We start from the raw sequence: 16,986 nt of genomic DNA, 5'->3' as shown, positions 1-16,986 counted from the left end.
ACGTTAGCCTTGCTTCGCAATAGGGAAAGCCAGCACCGTGTTACCAGACAACGCGTGAGTTGAGCTGTTTTCATCGATGACTTTTTCTGTGAGTAGCGGCCAGTTCTGGCTCATGTCCAGAATAAAGCTGCCATACGACCAACTGCCTTTTCTTTTCGTGACCTCAACCTTTAACCCTTGGGCGTGAGAAGACAGCTTCATGCTTAAAGAAACGGGTAGGGATAACTGATTATGGCTGGTGGCTTTAAAATGAAATTGCAGACACTTGCCTGTTTCGCTTGCTGCTTGCAGGCGCTTGGTTTGGTGAATTTCTAGATCCGCTCCCCATAGCAAAACAGAATGACAGGCACCACTTTTGAGGCACTGCTCTGCGGCCCACAATGCATCGAGATCACGCTGAGGTTGGATTACTAGGATGTTCTCTAGTGGAATGTTTTGGCCGTTGAAAAACTCGGCACAGATCTTCCCTGGAGGGTTGATGAAAATGGCCAACTTCTGCGATTTTTGTTGAGCTAAATAAGGAGTGAGTAGACGAAGTTCGCCGATCCCTTGTTGTGATTCAACCTCAATAACGCCGTGCGTTGGGAAGCCGCCATCAAGCTGTTTATCCAATTGAGGATAGCCTGTCGAAGTGGTACTTCCTTGCGTTGTTGATTGTAATCCTTTCCAGATTAACTGGCGGTCTTGTAAGTTTTTTATTAGTTCATGCATAATTAAATACCTGTATATTCATACAGTATATTTAACAATGAAAAAGATGCAAAGCAAAATGACGAAAATTAGGTGAACTAACTGTTAGATGGTTGATTTAGATACAAAAAAAGCCGCTATTAAAGCGACTTTTTGTTATTGCTCATAATATCAGCTACTTAGGTTGAGCATCGATACATTGGCCATTAATGTCTGTCACACTTGGGTTCATTAAGTGTAGATACAGCGGGATGATGTCGAGTGGCGTTTTTAACTTGTTCGCATCTTCACCTGGGTACGCTTTTGCACGCATGCGTGTTTGAGTGCCGCCTGGGTTAATCGCATTAACACGGATATCGGTACCTTCAAGCTCATCGGCTAAGATCTGCATCATGCCTTCTGTAGCAAACTTTGAAATCGCGTAAGTACCCCAGAACGCGCGGCCAGAGTGACCAACCGTTGAAGAGGTAAAGACAATACGACCCGCTTCCGCTTTCTTAATGACTGGCAGTAACGCTTGAGTCATTAGAAATTCAGCCTTAACGTTGATTTGCATGACGCCATCAAACGTTTCTTCATCGATTTGATCGAATGGACTTAACGTGCCAAGCACACCTGCGTTATGCAGTAGACCATCTAAACGACCAAACTGTGATTCAATGGTTTCAGCCATGTCGATGTAGTTCTGTTTTGTCGCGCCTTTTAAATCCAATGGGATAATCGCAGGCTGTGGGTAACCAGCGCTTTCGATTTCGTCGTAAATTAATTCAAGGTTTTTGACATTGCGGCCTAACAGAATAACAGTTGCACCATGTTGAGCGAAACTTAGTGCGGCTTGGCGACCAATGCCAGCACCGGCACCTGTAACCAAAATTACTTTATCTTTGAGGGCATCTGTAGAGATTGGGTAATCCACTGTGCTTATCCTTCTTTCTTTTATTATGTTCGTCATTCCATTGATGTTTAATCACACAGATAACCGCAGGAATGATGAGAAATTCTTGGTAATCGTGACAAGATGGTTACAATACACTAATTCATACAATAGGGGATATGACATTGGAATTTTTGTTGGACTACGGCTTGTTTTTAGCCAAGATTGCGACCGTTGTAATCGCCATCATTGCAATTTTAGTGATAGCTAAATCTGTGGGTGGAAAATCAAGCGCAATTAAAGGTGAGCTGGAAATCACGAACCTATCTGAGCACCACAAACAAACGATTGAACAACTAGAACACCATTTGCATGATGATGCTTTCATCAAAGCACGTGATAAAGCAGAAAAGAAAGCGGAAAAAGAAAAAGTAAAATCACGTGGCAAAGAAGTGAAGAAAGCTGCGAAAGAGGGTGAGCTTGATAGCAAGCGTGAACCACACCTATTCGTTCTCGACTTTAATGGCAGTATTGATGCTAAAGAAGTGGCTTCATTACGTGAAGAGGTGACGGCGGTTCTAGCTGTGGCTCGTGAAGGTGACGAAGTGTTGCTTAAGCTTGAATCTGGCGGTGGTATGGTTCACGGCTATGGTTTGGCGTCTTCTCAACTTGACCGTATCAAAGCGGCAGGTCTGCCTTTGACTATCTCGGTAGACAAAGTAGCTGCAAGTGGCGGTTATATGATGGCATGTATCGCAGACAAAATCGTATCTGCACCTTTTGCTATTGTTGGTTCTATTGGTGTTATCGCTCAACTACCAAATTTCAACAAACTGCTTAAAAAGCACGATATTGAATTCGAACAACTAACGGCAGGTGAGTACAAACGCACGCTTACTATGTTTGGTGAGAACAGTGATAAAGCACGCGAGAAGTTTAAAGAAGAGCTAGAGGAAACTCATGGCTTGTTTAAAGATTTCATTCGTGACCATCGACCTGCACTCGATCTTGAAAAAGTAGCAACGGGTGAGCACTGGTTTGGTACACAAGCGCATGAACTTGGGCTGGTGGATGAGATTAGCACTTCTGATGATTTAGTCGTAGCGGCATGTAAGGACAAGACGGTTCTAGCGATTCACTACGTACAAAAGAAAAAACTATCAGATAAGCTAGCAGGCGTTGCAGGTAAATCTGCAGACAACGTACTGATGAAGCTGATTGAACGCGGCCAAAAGCCGATTGTTTAAGCTTATTGAGTTCTAGGTTTTCATTTAAAGACGTTTAAGCCTTAAAAAGAAAGCGCATAAGTCATCAGACTTATGCGCTTTTTTATTGCTCCACTTCCGAGCGGGTTTAACCACTATGTTGTAGGGGGAGCGGAGTCTTATACCAATCACTTACTTACTGTGATTAGCATTAAATCTTGGCTCCATAGTCATTACGTTTTGGACAAGTCGTCAGAATCTCTCTATGACCCGTATCTTTGAGCTCTTCCAAAATTACATCAAAGCCCCATAAGCGATAGAGGTGTTTTAATACTTCATCGTAGCCTTTATCTAGTGGGATACGGTCATGAGGCACATATTGCAGTGTCATTGAGCGATCACCACGAACATCGACATTAAACACCTGAATATTCGGCTCAAGGTTGCTTAGATTGTACTGCGCCGCGAGCTTTTCTCTAATCAGGCGATAGCCTGGATCATCATGAATCGCACTGACTTCAATGGTATTTTTACGGTCGTCGTCGAGTACTGAGAACAGCTTAAAGTCACGAATGATCTTTGGAGAAAGGTATTGGCTGATGAAGCTTTCATCTTTAAAGTTGTGCATCGCAAAGTGCACCGCTTCTAACCAATCACTTCCGGCTAATTCAGGGAACCACTCTTTATCTTCATCGGTGGGCTCTTCGCAGATGCGTCGGATGTCTCTAAACATCGCAAAGCCAAGTGCATAAGGATTTATCCCACTGAAATAAGGGCTGTTGTAGGCGGGTTGAGCAACCACACTGGTGTGACTGTGTAGGAACTCTAAGATGAACTTATCACTCACCAAGCCTTCGTCGTAAAGGTGGTTAAGAATGGTGTAATGCCAGAAGGTTGCCCAACCCTCATTCATTACTTGAGTTTGTTTCTGAGGATAGAAGTATTGGCTTACCTTGCGAACAATACGAACGCACTCTCGCTGCCAAGGTTCAAGCAGTGGGGCGTTCTTCTCAATAAAGTAGAGAATGTTTTCTTGAGGCTCACTAGGGAAACGTATCTTGGTTTCTTCTTCCTTACTTTTGTTCTGAGGAACCGTTCTCCAAAGTTCGTTCACTTGAGATTGCAGATACGCTTCACGTTCTTCTTGTCTTGCGGTTTCCTCTGCAATGGAAATCTTCTCTGGGCGTTTGTATCTGTCTACACCGTAGTTCATGAGAGCATGACAAGAATCGAGAAGTTTCTCGACTTCAGCCACACCGTATTTTTCTTCGCAATCAGTAATGTATTTTTTCGCGAACAATAGATAGTCGATAATCGAGCTTGCATCAGTCCAGGTTTGGAACAGGTAATTACCCTTAAAGAACGAGTTATGGCCATAACAGGCGTGCGCCATTACCAACGCTTGCATCGTGACCGTGTTCTCTTCCATTAAGTAAGCGATACACGGATCTGAGTTGATCACGATTTCGTACGCTAAGCCCATTTGGCCGTGTTTGTAATTTTGTTCTGTCTGGATGAATTTCTTACCAAAAGACCAGTGGTTGTAATTGATGGGCATACCAATACTGGAATAAGCATCCATCATCTGCTCAGAGGTAATCACTTCAATCTGGTTCGGGTAAGTGTCTAAACGGTAATGCTGCGCCACACGCTTAATTTCTACGTGATATTGCTCTAAGAGGTTGAACGTCCAATCTGGACCATCAGGCAGCATCTTGTCGTTTCTCTTCTGTGTCGCTTTGTCTTTTTCTGCAACGTTTGATTTCGCTGTCATGGCAAGCCCCCTTACGCTGTCTCTTTCTGGAACAGTTCTCTAAACACAGGAAAAATATCATCCACCGTTTTAATGTTCTTCATGGCGAAGTTATCGAAGCTAGCTTCTAGCTTCTCGTACTCGTGCCAAAGCGTTTGGTGTGAACGGCGCGTAATCTCGATGTAAGAGTAATATTGGCAGGTAGGCAATAGCGTATTGACCAGCAATTCTTTACAGCGAGGCGAGTCATCAGCCCAGTTATCTCCATCAGAAGCTTGTGCTGCGTAGATATTCCACTCATTAGCAGGGTAACGATCTGCGACAATTTCTTTCATTAGTTTCAGTGCACTAGAAACAATGGTGCCGCCCGTCTCTTGCGAGTAGAAGAACTCATGTTCGTCGACTTCTTTAGCCTGAGTATGGTGACGAATAAACACTACATCGACGTTTTCATAAGTGCGATTCAAGAACAGGTAGAGCAGCACATAAAAGCGCTTAGCGATGTCTTTGGTTGCTTGGTCCATTGAACCCGACACATCCATTAAGCAGAACATGACCGCTTGGCTAGATGGAATAGGGCGCTTCTCGTAGTTTTTGTAGCGTAAATCGAAGGTATCAATGAATGGCACGCTCTCAATGCGTTTACGCAGTTCAGCGATTTCTTCCTTGAGACGTGTTTCTTCAAAGGGTTGTGCAGGCTCAGTCATTTTAACTTGGTCGAGCTGCTCCATTAGAGTATTTAATTCCCGCTTTCTACCCGCCGTCATAGCCGTTCTTCGAGCGAGAGATTGTTGTAGAGAGCGGACAATGGCGATGTTGGATGGAATCCCAGCACTTTGGTAACCAGAGCGGTGTATCTTCCACTCAGTGATTTTGTTGACCTGATTTTTTTCAAGATTAGGGAGTGCCAAATCCTCAAAGAGAATGTCTAGGTATTCATCCTTTGATATTTGGAAAGTAAATTCGTCTTGGCCTTCGCCATCAGGGCTTGCATCACCTTGACCTGAACCGCCGCCTTGACCACCACCTTTAGGGCGTTCGATCTTGTCACCCGTGATGAACTGGTCATTACCTGGATGAACACGTTCTCTTACGCCGCCTTGGCCTTGATGAAAGCTAGGCTCTTTGATGTCTTTATGAGGAATAGTAACGTCTTCACCCGTTTCAGTATTGGTGATTGAGCGTCGGTTAACTGCATCGGCCACAGATTCTTTGATTTGCTCTTTATGGCGTCTTAAGAAGCGCTGTCTATTTACAGCACTCTTATTTTTGCCATTGAGCCTCCGATCGATAAATTGTGCCATAAGAACTCCCTCTCAGCTGATGTCGCGATCCTACTTTTTATAGGTTGTAAGAGTTATTGGTTTGTACGAGCTGCTCACTTGAACAGCTCAGTACAGTTTGGTTATGAGGATTTACGAACTCTTAGGTACCACTCAGATAGCAGTCTCACTTGTTTCTCGGTGTAGCCTTTTTCCATCATACGAGCAACGAAGTCGTCGTGTTTTTTCTGATCATCCGTTGAGGTCTTAGCATTGAACGAAATAACAGGAAGTAGCTCTTCTGTGTTGGAGAACATTTTCTTCTCAATCACAGTGCGCAGTTTCTCGTAGCTCGTCCAAACTGGGTTTTGACCGTTATTGTTGGCTTTGGCACGAAGCACAAAGTTCACAATCTCATTTCGGAAGTCTTTAGGGTTACTGATACCGGCTGTTTTCTCGATTTTCTCAAGTTCACCATTCAGAGAAGCACGGTCAAATAGCTGTCCGGTTTCTGGATCACGGTACTCTTGGTCTTGAATCCAGAAGTCAGCGTAGGTGACGTAACGGTCGAAGATATTCTGTCCGTACTCAGAGTAAGACTCTAAGTAAGCGGTCTGAATTTCTTTACCAATGAATTCTACGTAACGTGGTACTAGGTATCCTTTCAAGAACTCAAGATACTTCTCAGCGGTTTCTTGAGGGAACTGCTCACGTTCGATCTGTTGTTCAATAACGTAGAACAAGTGAACCGGGTTTGCCGCCACTTCGGCTTGGTCGAAGTTGAACACACGAGACAGAATCTTAAAGGCGAAACGCGTTGATAGCCCAGACATGCCTTCGTCAACACCAGCATAATCTCGGTATTCTTGGTAGCTCTTCGCTTTTGGATCGGTGTCTTTGAGAGTTTCACCATCGTAAACACGCATTTTTGAGAACAGAGAAGAGTTTTCAGGCTCTTTCAGTCTCGAAAGGATGCTGAATTGCGATAGCAGAGCGAGTGTACTTGGTGAACATGGTGCGTTGGAGAGTTCACTGTGCTCAAGCAATTTCTGGTAGATCTTCACTTCTTCGGAGACGCGTAGACAGTAAGGGACTTTTACAATGTACACACGGTCGAGGAAGGCTTCGTTGTTTTTGTTGTTACGGAAGGTTTGCCATTCTGACTCATTCGAGTGAGCCAAAATCATACCATCAAACGGCAGCGCGGAAAGCCCTTCGGTACCATTGAAGTTACCTTCTTGCGTGGCGGTGAGTAGTGGGTGCAAGACTTTGATTGGCGCCTTGAACATCTCCACAAATTCCATCACACCTTGGTTGGCTTTACATAGCGCACCAGAGTAGCTGTAGGCATCCGGATCATCTTGAGAGAAGTGCTCAAGTTTACGAATATCGACTTTACCTACAAGTGAAGAGATATCTTGGTTGTTTTCATCACCCGGTTCTGTCTTCGCGATCGCAACTTGGTCGAGAATCGAAGGGCGTAGTTTGATGACTTTGAATTTAGAAATATCACCACCGAAATCATGGAGGCGTTTTGCCGCCCAAGGTGACATGATAGAGCGGATGTAGCGTTTCTCTATTCCGTACTCTTGTTTCAAAAGATCGCCATCTTCGTTTACGTCGAACAGACAGAAGGGGTGATCATTTACTGGGCTTCGCTCACCATCAGCAGACAGCACATAGATTGGCAGTTTTTGCATCAGTGCTTTTAGCTTTTCAGCAAGAGAAGATTTACCACCGCCCACAGGGCCGAGTAGATAAAGGATCTGTTTACGTTCTTCTAAACCTTGTGCAGCGTGTTTTAGGTAAGAAACAATCTGTTCAATCGCATCTTCCATGCCATAGAAATCTTTAAACTCGCTGTAGCGCGATATGACACGGTTCGAGAAAATACGACTTAGATGGGGGTCTTGAGCGGTGTCTATAACCTCCGGTTCGCCGATGGCCAGTAGTAAGCGCTCAGCAGCGTTAGCGTAAGCACTTTTATCGTCTTTACACAGCCCTAAGAACTCTTGCAATGTGAGCTCTTCTTCCTTGGCTGCTTCATAACGTGATTGATAGTGGTCAAAAATACTCATAGTCACATTCCCCTTGTTAACCAGTCAAAACTGATGAGCGATTGAAAAATAGGCTCTCCCTACATTTTAAGATTAGACCCGCTTCCACAATTTTGCTTAACAATTATGTATTTATTTATAATTTTGCGTGTGAAAAACGTAGTGAGAGCAATAGGCAACTTGAGGCGTGTAGAATCCAATTATTTTACATTCGAGAGGATCTAGCCGTTTGTTTTGTGATTTTAGGTCGCTTAATAATACTCACACTGGATTTATGTGTATTAGATGTATAACTGAGCTCTATTGATTTTCTGGAATGAAGTACCATATAATGCGCGGCGTTATCAAAAATTGCTCAATAAATAGGTAGATGTAGTGAAGAATAATGGGTTTAAAATAGTGGCTATCAGTGCTGCGTTACTGGCTTCGACAGCAACACATGCAAAAATCTCACAGTGGTCACTGGGCGTCGCCGCTTCTTATTCTCCTGCTGTCTATAAAGATACACCGTCAAACCGTGCTGTGATCCCTATGATTGGTTATGAAGGTGAGCACTTTTTCATGCGTGGATTCAGTGCAGGTTATCGCTTACTTCCTGCAGGTTCTCCACAGAATATTGTGTTTCGAGCGGTTTATGATTCGAGAACATTAAAGCCGGGTGATTCTGATAACGTTGATATTCAAAAATTAGATGAACGTAAAGCATCAGTGTTAGGTGGTATCAGCTACCAAGTGATCACCTTGGTGGGGATGTTTGAAGCGACAGCTGGCTCTGACTTAGGGTTTAGACACAATGGTATCTACGCGGAAGCGGCATGGCGTTTGCCGATTCGTCGTAATGGGTGGGCGATTACACCCTCTATTGGTTATGCCTATAACAGTGAACGTTTGAATAATCACCTATATGGGGTGAGCTCAGCAGAAGCGGCGAGAACCAATTTAAATGAATTCGATGCAGATTGGGATGGCCAGTACTTTATTGGTTTAGGTGGTTATTTGCACGTGACGCCAAATATCCGAGTAACTGGCGGTGTTCGTTATACCAACCTTGAAGGTGATATTGAGAACAGCCCAATACTTGAAAGTGGCATTAATATGGCTGCAAACGTAGGTGTTGCTTACGTTTTCTAATTACTTTGGTTTGTCTGTTATAAACGAACATTAAAAAAGGGTTACTCATGATGAGTAACCCTTTTTTTGAAACTGTTATAAGCCAACTTAAAGCTTATGCCTTAACGTATTAAGCGCTAAAGATTTGAGATAGCTCTGTCGCACATAGGTGGTACTGACGAGGGCAATTGCGCCATGTTGTTAGCATGCGACGGTATTTCTCTAACATTGGCATTTGGCTATTGAAGTGGTGATCTGCTTTGTCGAATTGAGGGTAAAGACCTTCAGAATCAACAAGGAAGCGTACGTAATGTACGATTTGCGCTTCAGAAGCGATATCAAAACCTAGGAACTGCAGGCGGCGTTGATCAACTTCAGCGCGCTCTTGTTCTGCTAGCATTTTGTTCGACTCTTGCATGGCATGGTACATCTCCATGATGTCGATAACTTCGCGACATTCTGCTTCAGTCAAACAACCAAATTCTTTGTTCAGTTCACGCATTTGAAGTTCGTAACCACGTTCTACAACTGTTTGTAGACGTTGGTATTTAGCTGAGTTCTCAGGATCCATTTGAGACATTAGGTAGTATTGATTTGATAGAATTAGACGCTGAGCATTGGTCATTTCCATGGGAGGAGCCTCACTAAAAAACTAGATGTTGTATTCTTTTGTTGCAGTAAGAGTAACAGCATTCCTACGAGTGGAAACATGATCTCAACACGGATTTAATATGATTTTTTGAATTGATAAACAAAAGTTGTAAAGAAAAGTGAAAGGGTTGTTTTAATACCAATCACAGTAAGTAAGTGATCATAAATAGCGCAGGAAAAAGGCTTGAGAACAAGGCAGAAATTTTCGATAAGTAGTTATTCTACAATCAAAATTTCTAACGCAGTTATTGAGCGTTTTAACCAGTTAGTATGACCAGTTATTTACTACGATTGGTATTACCATAAAACAAAACGCCCCAATCGAAATTGAGGCGTTTAAAATAGAGGTTGAGCAGCGTCTTTATTCGAACTTTAGCAGTATTAGTATTTTACGTTTGAATGGTACTGACTAAGGACAGCAACAATCTCGTCCATTTTCTCTTTGCTTGGCGGGTTTGTACCTTCAAGCGGGTAGTCGTAACCCAGCGCTTCCCATTTATGAGCACCAAGCTTATGGTATGGAAGCAGTTCTACTTTCTCGATGTTATCCATGTCTTTGATGAACTCACCAAGAAGATGAGCATCTTCAGGCGTATCCGTGTAGCCAGGAACAATCACATAACGAATCCAAGTCTTCTTACCGATTTTGTGTAGGTAGCGTGCAAAATCCAAAGTACGTCTATTCGATACACCAATGAAATCGTGGTGAATCTCATCTCGCATGTGCTTAAGATCAAGCATCACTAGATCAGAAGCTTCGAGTACTTCATCAATCACTTCTGTGTGCTTACGAATGTAGCCATTAGTATCAAGACAAGTGTGAATGCCTTCGGCTTGAGCTGCGCGGAAAAAGTCACGAACAAACTCAGGTTGTAACATCGCTTCGCCACCAGAACAGGTGATACCACCACCAGAGGCTTTCATGAAATGACGGTATGATTTTGCTTCGTTGATGATCTCTTCGACCGTTACTTCCTTTCCGTCATGAAGATCCCATGTATCGCGATTATGGCAGTACATACAACGCATTAAGCAGCCTTGAAGAAACACGATGAAGCGGATACCAGGGCCATCGACGGTACCACAAGATTCGAATGAGTGAATGCGACCAGTTGTAGACATGAGCTATTCTCGTAGAGGAATTTATACCGTTTATTTTATTACAAAAACGGTACATAAAATAGGGTCAAATGGTAACGAGGTCTTTAAAAATAAAGGCAATCACCTGTGAAGATGATTGCCTTTGTTAAACTTGAAAAGTTAAGGACGAAAGCCCTTGCTGGTGGCTAGAAGAATGCAAACATGGTGATGCCGCCAGTGGTGTACATTGATTCTTTCGCTTCTTCGTAATCAGGCGTTTTGGCCGTTAGCGCGAAAGAGGCACCAACATATTGGTTATACCAAGCAAAACCCAGTACGGCTGTCGCTTGGATGTTCTCTAACGTTACGTCGTAGATAGCTGGATCTTGGCTATTTTTATTGGCGTATTCGTCGACACCTGAACGATCACCTTCGATTGTTAGGTCGTTAAATCGGTAACGTCCTTCAAGGCCAGCATAGGTAAACCAACCCGTATTAGATGCGCCAATCATGCCAGCTTTAAATGGGTTTTCAGTGCTGATGTTAGCTGCACCAAAGTTGCCGCCTAAGTCAGTGCCCCAACGGAACATAAAGCCAGTCGAGATATCACTTCTAAAGTTACCCACATTGATCTCTGAAACGTTAGAGATCTCGTAGTCAGTATTCGCCAATGCTTGATTACGCATTAGGTTGAAATGGCTTAAGTAACCAACGCTCCCCGCCCACTCATCGTCAACCTGATATTCCCAACCCATAGGCTCATCTGATTTTGTGATTGAGTGAACCAACTTTTGAGCATCTTCAGACAGCGCACGTTCGCCTGTTGTACCGAAGGTAATGTTAAAACGTTGGGCTTGTTGTGGGTTCAAACTGATGTAGTTAAACTCTGTATGTAGGTAACCTGCGTATGGGCGGTCATTAGCCGATGGCGTTTCTAACTCAATATCAGAAGGCGTATACATCTTGTGGCCAATGGTGATTTCCCATTTATCTAGGGAGCTTGCGCCCCAGTAGGAAAGACTCAATGGTTTCACCCAATTATATGGCGTAATACTTGACGATGTGTAACCCAGAAATAAGCCATTGGTATAGTCTTGGTCGACACCAAAAATACCATCATTATCTAAAGCGAAAGTTAGCGTAGAACGCTCAGATGCTAAAGATGAAAAAGAGAGAAGGATCAGGGGTAAACAACGCAGGTATTTCATGGAGCAGTTACTCTTAAATTATGAACCAAGATAGTACCGTAATTAGAGTTTAGGTGTGAAAAAAAAGTGAATAGATGATGGGTTTTTTGCTCAATCTGACGTTTCGTATAGTGAAGACGAAATAATAAATTTCTGGGTGATATAAAAAAGCCCCGCACATTGGCGGGGCTAATATCATTTTACTTATCTATTTAGCGTGAGCTTATAGAGACTCAGTAAATGTACGTGCGATTACGTCAGCTTGCTGCTCTGTAGTCAGAGAGTTGAAGCGTACAGCGTAACCAGAAACACGGATTGTTAGCTGAGGGTATTTCTCTGGGTGCTTAACTGCGTCTTCAAGAGTTTCGCGGTTAAGAACGTTAACGTTAAGGTGTTGACCACCTTCAATGCCAGCTTCGTGGTGGAAGTAACCATCCATTAGGCCTGCAAGGTTAGCACGTTGGCTGTCTTGTTCTTTACCTAGTGCGTTTGGCACGATAGAGAACGTGTAAGAGATACCATCTTGTGCGTCAGCAAACGGTAGTTTACCTACAGACGTTAGTGAAGCTACAGCGCCTTTCTCATCACGACCGTGCATTGGGTTTGCACCAGGAGCGAAAGGAGCGCCAGCACGACGACCGTCTGGAGTGTTACCTGTTTTCTTACCGTAAACCACGTTAGACGTGATAGTAAGAACTGACTGTGTAGGGATAGAGTTACGGTAAGTCTTAAGCTTACGGATCTTGTTCATGAACGTAGAAACTAGTTCACAAGCAATATCATCTACACGAGAGTCGTTGTTACCGTATTTAGGGTAATCGCCTTCGATTTCGAAGTCAGTTGCGATACCGTCTTCATCACGGATTGGCTTCACTTTAGCAAACTTAATTGCAGACAGTGAGTCAGCTGCAACAGACAGACCAGCAATACCACAAGCCATAGTACGACGAACGTCACGGTCATGAAGAGCCATTAGAGACGCTTCGTAGCTGTACTTGTCGTGCATGTAGTGGATGCTGTTTAGCGCAGTCACGTATTGCTTAGCTAACCAGTCCATGAATGTGTCTAGGCGACCCATTACGTCATCGTAGTTAAGTACTTCGTCTGTGATCTTGTCGCCAACTGGGCCAACTTGCATTTTAAGCTTCTCATCAACGCCGCCGTTGATTGCGTAAAGCATAGTTTTTGCAAGGTTAGCACGAGCGCCGAAGAACTGCATTTGCTTACCAACGATCATTGGTGATACACAACAAGCGATAGCGTAATCATCAGAATCAAGGTCAGGACGCATTAGGTCATCATTTTCGTACTGGATAGAAGAAGTATCGATAGATACCTTCGCACAGAAACGCTTGAAGCCGTCAGGCAGTTGCTCAGACCAAAGAACAGTGATGTTTGGCTCTGGAGAAGGACCCATAGTGTATAGAGAGTTAAGGAAACGGAAGTTCGAACGCGTTACTAGCGTACGACCGTCGATGCCCATACCACCCATAGACTCTGTTGCCCAGATTGGGTCGCCAGAGAATAGCTCATCGTACTCAGGAGTACGTAGGAAACGAACCATACGCAGCTTCATTACGAAGTGGTCGATCATTTCTTGAGCTTGGTCTTCTGTGATTTTACCAGCAGCGATATCACGCTCTAGGTAGATGTCTAGGAAAGTCGAAGTACGACCTAGAGACATTGCAGCGCCATTTTGAGATTTAACAGCAGCTAGGTAGCCGAAGTAAGTCCACTGAATAGCTTCTTGAGCAGATTGAGCTGGCTCAGAGATATCGAAGCCGTAAGTCGCTGCCATTTGCTTGATTTGACCTAGAGCACGATGTTGCTCAGAGATCTCTTCACGCAGTTGCATTGTAGCTGCAAGATCTTCGCCGTTCTCGAAACGCTCTTGTAGAGAAGCGAATTGAGCTGCTTTGTCTTTCATTAGGAAATCAATACCGTAAAGTGCTACGCGACGGTAATCACCAATGATACGACCACGGCCGTAAGCATCAGGAAGACCAGTCAGAACACCAGATTTACGACATTTTAGGATATCAGGCGTGTAGATATCGAAAACACCAGCGTTGTGTGTTTTACGGTATTCTGAATAGATTTTTGAAACCATAGGGTCAAGAGTTTCACCGTATGCTTTACAAGAACCTTCAACCATACGTACACCACCGTTAGGGATGATTGCACGTTTTAGTGGTTTTTCAGTTTGTAGACCAACAATTGTTTCAAGGTCTTTTTGGATGTAGCCCGCATCATGAGAAGTGATGGTAGAGATAACAGAAGTATCGAAATCTACAGGTGCTTTAGTTGCGTTTTCCTGTTTGATACCTTCCATTACCGAAGCCCAAAGCGTATTAGTCGCCTCAGTACCTTCAGAAACTAGGAAAGACTCGTCGCCTTCATATGGCGTGTAGTTCTTTTGAATGAAATCACGAACGTTTACTTCGCTTTGCCACTCACCTGCAGCAAAATCTTCCCAAGCTTTAGCAAATTGCTCTGCCATGACATACCTACCTTTTTAGTAGAAAAAATTCGTACTTAACACTGTTGAGCCAGCGCCCCTCGTAAGGGTAGTACACTCTTATTAATAACAATATATATGAGCATATAAGCTTCATATGGTTATATATATTGTCACTACTTTTTATATGTTGTCTTTACTCTATGAATTCAAGACTACGCTAAAAAATTCCTGCAAACCTTAAACTAAATCAATAAATGCCAAAAAAAGTTGAAAAAATTTGAGTGGCAGGGGTTGCCACCCAAACTTTTTTTTAGTCTCAATACTACTTTTGTGTAGTGCAGACCATTATAGCCAAGCTTTTAGGCCATATTGACTTTCTAGCATACCAACTGCAAGCATTGCTACTAGACAGATAACTAAAACGCCAACTGGGATAACAATCTTATCTACAAATGATAGACGCTTCGCACGCTCTTTATCACCAATCAGACCGTTGTTATCAAGCAGCATTGTTAAAGCCCAAGCCAATACCGGGTTAACAACTGCTGAACCAAAGATACAGATACCAGCCGCTTGTGAATCTTTTGAATCCTTAACCATCTGCATACCTGCTTCAAGTAGAGGTAGAGATACACCTACAAGTAGCGCAACACGCATCACTGGTGGCCATACTGCTACGTCCATTGGGAAACCAAGAATCGCAACAATAATACATAGAGAACCAAGCAAGATTGCGCCGCCAGGAATTGGACGTTTCGCGATTGCTGCTGGGATCATGTAAGTACCCCAAGAAGAAGTGATGTTACCACCACCCACTGCAGTACCCACCATTTGACGCACAGAACACATAGTCATTGTGTCATCAACATCCATCAGAACTTTTTCAGAACGTTTAGGGTAGTTCAGTTCTTGGAAGATACGGTGACCTAGGAAATCTGGCGACCACATTGCTACGGCAAGAATTGCGAATGGTAGAGAAGCGATGAAGTGTTCAACGTTTGGCAAGCCAAGCATCCAACCTTCAGAAGTAGAACCCCACCAGTAAACTGGGTTTAGGTTTGGAATACCCATTTCAGTTTCGAATACGATATCGAAACCAGCGCCCAATGCTAATGCAATAGCAAGACCTGTGAACGCACAAACTGGGATAGCTAACCAACGCTTGTTCACTTTTGCTAAGAAAGCGTAGATAGCGATAGTAATAGCAAGAACGATTAAACCAACGTAACCCATGCTACCCGCTTCAACAGTAGAAGATTGAAGACCAACCGCCCATGCTTGAATCGAATTAATTTGGCTCATGGTACCGGTTAGGCCTAAGAAGATAAGCAAGCCACCTGCCGTACCTTCCGAAGTCAGGTTAACAAGTTTAGAGCCGCCTTTAAGGAAACTTAGGATTAGACCAAAGACACCGATAAGGATTGCCAATGCAAGAGGGTGAGCACCAGCAAGAGCGATGGTACCGATAAGAGGGATCATTGGGCCGTGGTTGCCGGCAAGGTTTGCTTTAGGGTTAAAGAAACCAGAAGCAAGAATACAGAACAGCAGTGCAGGAATAAGCATTTCTACACGAGCAACTTCAATCGCGAAGTCTTTACCCAGGTTTACGTGATCCCAAGCTTGAGTTAGGCCATCAGCCCAAGACATCATTACTGCTGAGTACATCGCGATGATACCAATGGTACCAGCAAGTGCAGGAACAAGATCTTCAAGTTCAAAACGGAAATCACGGCCTGGAAGGTTTAGGCCAAAACGACGAGGCTTCATGATTTGAAGTTCGTGATCTAAGTAATCTGAGCGGCTCTCAAATTCAGAAGCAGGGCGGTGAAGCTCTTTATAGCTTTTCTCTTCTACTTCAGAGTTCGCATTATTGACAACGTCTGACATAGATTCCTCATATTTTTATGTTAGTAATTCTAAAATTGAATTCTATAAGTTCGCGTAATTGCGTTATTTCTTAGTTATAACTTATTAACATTATGTTGCACGTTTTTGATGTGCTTTATGCAGTTAAGTTAAAAGAAATATTTGGCATTTTTAATGCCTTATTGTGTGCTGAGAAGTCTAACAAGCTTACCCTTTAGGGTGATTGATCTTGATCACTTTATGAGTGTATGTGAAAGAAAGCTACAAAACGAAGCGTTTCATTAACTTCTCATTGATGAATCATGTAATTTTTTTTCACAAACTGACGTTTACCTATCTTCCTCGAGCATTTGTCGCCATGACTCGAGCTCAATGCCCAATTCTTACTGAGTTATTTCACTATTACTTGTTTCCCCAACGGCTCCCGGTTAAATGCTTACAATGCAATAACCTTAAAATAATTGTGACTTATGGTGGGTATGTTGTGTTGAACGCGCAGATTATATTTTGTTGACCTCGACGTATCTAAGTTCACGAAACTTGTTTTTCTTGTGAGACATCAAGCTACGAGAATCTCATTTTGATTAACTTTATTTAAACAATGCAAGGAGTGTAATTACAGCTTATTGATAGAACTCATTCATTAAATTGAGGTGAAAACGCTACCTTTTGCATAATAAGTCAGAGTGAATCGCTATTTATTCCAATTTATTAGGTTAATAATTTGTTGCATGTTGTTTCGTGTGGTGCTAGTTTGTATCGCATGAAAAGGTCGGAGTACCTTGCATTT

12 protein-coding genes are annotated in these 16,986 nt (G+C 43.2%); 2 read left to right on the top strand and 10 right to left on the bottom strand.

Annotation, left to right across the window (positions count from 1 at the left end; genetic code table 11):
* Positions 1 to 3 precede the first annotated feature (3 nt).
* Together imuA and OW495_RS09500 are read right to left on the bottom strand one after the other, a co-directional pair.
* Positions 4 to 711, bottom strand: a complete 708-nt coding sequence (gene imuA / locus OW495_RS09505) for a translesion DNA synthesis-associated protein ImuA (protein WP_102514164.1) — start codon at positions 709 to 711, stop codon at positions 4 to 6.
* Positions 712 to 865: 154 nt separating this feature from the next.
* On the bottom strand, positions 866 to 1,606 hold the full coding sequence (locus tag OW495_RS09500) for a YciK family oxidoreductase (protein WP_029225624.1): 741 nt from the start codon (positions 1,604 to 1,606) through the stop codon (positions 866 to 868).
* A 137-nt stretch (positions 1,607 to 1,743) separates the two neighbouring features.
* Here OW495_RS09500 and sohB point away from each other — a divergent pair, with 137 nt between their 5' ends.
* The gene (gene sohB / locus OW495_RS09495; RefSeq protein WP_017107266.1) at positions 1,744 to 2,811 is read left to right on the top strand and encodes a protease SohB; all 1,068 of its coding nucleotides are present in this window, start codon (positions 1,744 to 1,746) and stop codon (positions 2,809 to 2,811) included.
* A gap of 169 nt (positions 2,812 to 2,980) precedes the next feature.
* Here sohB and OW495_RS09490 read toward each other — a convergent pair whose 3' ends face one another.
* From OW495_RS09490 to OW495_RS09480, 3 genes are all read right to left on the bottom strand, one after another.
* The gene (locus OW495_RS09490) at positions 2,981 to 4,543 is read right to left on the bottom strand and encodes a SpoVR family protein (protein WP_065103239.1); all 1,563 of its coding nucleotides are present in this window, start codon (positions 4,541 to 4,543) and stop codon (positions 2,981 to 2,983) included.
* Between the two features lie 11 nt (positions 4,544 to 4,554).
* Positions 4,555 to 5,826: a YeaH/YhbH family protein gene (locus OW495_RS09485; protein ID WP_017107264.1), complete on the bottom strand. Its 1,272-nt coding sequence runs from the start codon at positions 5,824 to 5,826 to the stop codon at positions 4,555 to 4,557.
* Between the two features lie 101 nt (positions 5,827 to 5,927).
* Positions 5,928 to 7,862, bottom strand: a complete 1,935-nt coding sequence (locus OW495_RS09480; protein ID WP_029223565.1) for a PrkA family serine protein kinase — start codon at positions 7,860 to 7,862, stop codon at positions 5,928 to 5,930.
* Between the two features lie 354 nt (positions 7,863 to 8,216).
* On the opposite strand from OW495_RS09480, the gene OW495_RS09475 reads away from it, so the two are divergent.
* Positions 8,217 to 8,972: a MipA/OmpV family protein gene (locus OW495_RS09475; protein ID WP_017111073.1), complete on the top strand. Its 756-nt coding sequence runs from the start codon at positions 8,217 to 8,219 to the stop codon at positions 8,970 to 8,972.
* 109 nt (positions 8,973 to 9,081) lie between these two features.
* Here OW495_RS09475 and OW495_RS09470 read toward each other — a convergent pair whose 3' ends face one another.
* The 5 genes from OW495_RS09470 to OW495_RS09450 form a co-directional block, all read right to left on the bottom strand.
* Positions 9,082 to 9,582, bottom strand: coding sequence for a YfbU family protein (locus tag OW495_RS09470; RefSeq protein WP_017111072.1), 501 nt, complete (start codon positions 9,580 to 9,582; stop codon positions 9,082 to 9,084).
* Between the two features lie 401 nt (positions 9,583 to 9,983).
* Positions 9,984 to 10,724 (bottom strand): pyruvate formate lyase 1-activating protein, encoded by a 741-nt coding sequence (gene pflA, locus OW495_RS09465; RefSeq protein WP_102278160.1) that lies wholly within the window; start codon positions 10,722 to 10,724, stop codon positions 9,984 to 9,986.
* Between the two features lie 164 nt (positions 10,725 to 10,888).
* On the bottom strand, positions 10,889 to 11,890 hold the full coding sequence (locus OW495_RS09460) for a lipid A-modifier LpxR family protein (RefSeq protein ID WP_102514165.1): 1,002 nt from the start codon (positions 11,888 to 11,890) through the stop codon (positions 10,889 to 10,891).
* Positions 11,891 to 12,092: 202 nt separating this feature from the next.
* Positions 12,093 to 14,369: a formate C-acetyltransferase gene (gene pflB, locus OW495_RS09455; RefSeq protein ID WP_017107258.1), complete on the bottom strand. Its 2,277-nt coding sequence runs from the start codon at positions 14,367 to 14,369 to the stop codon at positions 12,093 to 12,095.
* A gap of 306 nt (positions 14,370 to 14,675) precedes the next feature.
* A complete protein-coding gene (locus tag OW495_RS09450; RefSeq protein WP_016767646.1) occupies positions 14,676 to 16,217 on the bottom strand; it encodes a DUF3360 family protein in 1,542 nt (513 codons plus the stop codon).
* Positions 16,218 to 16,986 lie beyond the last annotated feature (769 nt).

Source organism: Vibrio sp. 14N.309.X.WAT.E.F5 (assembly GCF_030397615.1).
Classification (GTDB): domain Bacteria; phylum Pseudomonadota; class Gammaproteobacteria; order Enterobacterales; family Vibrionaceae; genus Vibrio; species Vibrio lentus.
Note: the sequence above shows the minus strand (reverse complement) of the source record. Positions and strands in the feature narration are given on the sequence as shown.